Origin of the sequence: Shigella sp. FC1967 (genome assembly GCF_001743005.1) — a bacterium.
Taxonomy (GTDB): Bacteria; Pseudomonadota; Gammaproteobacteria; order Enterobacterales; family Enterobacteriaceae; genus Proteus.
Genome location: NZ_MIIZ01001132.1, coordinates 1 through 715 on the forward strand (window position 1 = coordinate 1; position 715 = coordinate 715).

Below are 715 nucleotides of genomic sequence, written 5' to 3' on the forward strand. Positions count from 1 at the left end.
CCAAACTAAAGTTATCATTAGTCTAATGATAACGTGGTTGTTTTAAGATCTTTGATAGTGATAGCTAGATACAACATTATTATCTTGCGTTAAATTCACTATAAACTATTTTGGCTTCAATAAGATGATAGTGTTTTGAAGGAAGCTATATTCTTCACTCACTTAGCGAAAAACGCCGTAAACCCTCGCCCAGTGCGGGTGGGGATATAAGGTGAAAAGCCCGCAGGGCTTTAAAGATCAATCAGGCGTTGACTGGCTCTGAACGTAGGCTCTGAGTGTTTCAATCGTTGCCCCTCCAGAGCTACAGACAAAGTACGACCTTGACCACAAAAGTCCTGTTTTACTTTGCGTCCGTAAATGTGTGTTTTGCTGGCGCAGCAGGCGCGACGATACTGATTTCAGATTGTTGACCATCACACTGACCGCCAGTTTTTGGCGGGTAAGCAACCAGCAGATGCACATGGTCAGGCTCTCCGTCCATCTCAATAATTTCGCATTCAAGTTTTGCCGCAGCGGAATCAAATGCATCACGCAGTTGAGCGAGCATCAGTCCATCAAATAGCTTACGTCGATACTTTGTCGTAAAGATCAGATGCACGACCAGTTTACTGACACTGTGCCGCTTTCTGAGGAATTCCGCCAGTAAATCATCATGATTACTCAATTGATATATTGCCCTAACATGTTAAAATAAAAACATTATATCAATGAGCGC

The 715-nt window shown here is 42.8% G+C and carries 1 pseudogene; it reads right to left on the reverse strand.

The features are described from left to right. Positions 1–237: 237 nt before the first annotated feature. Positions 238–664: pseudogene (gene tnpA / locus BHE89_RS19280) on the reverse strand (IS200/IS605 family transposase). Positions 665–715 lie beyond the last annotated feature (51 nt).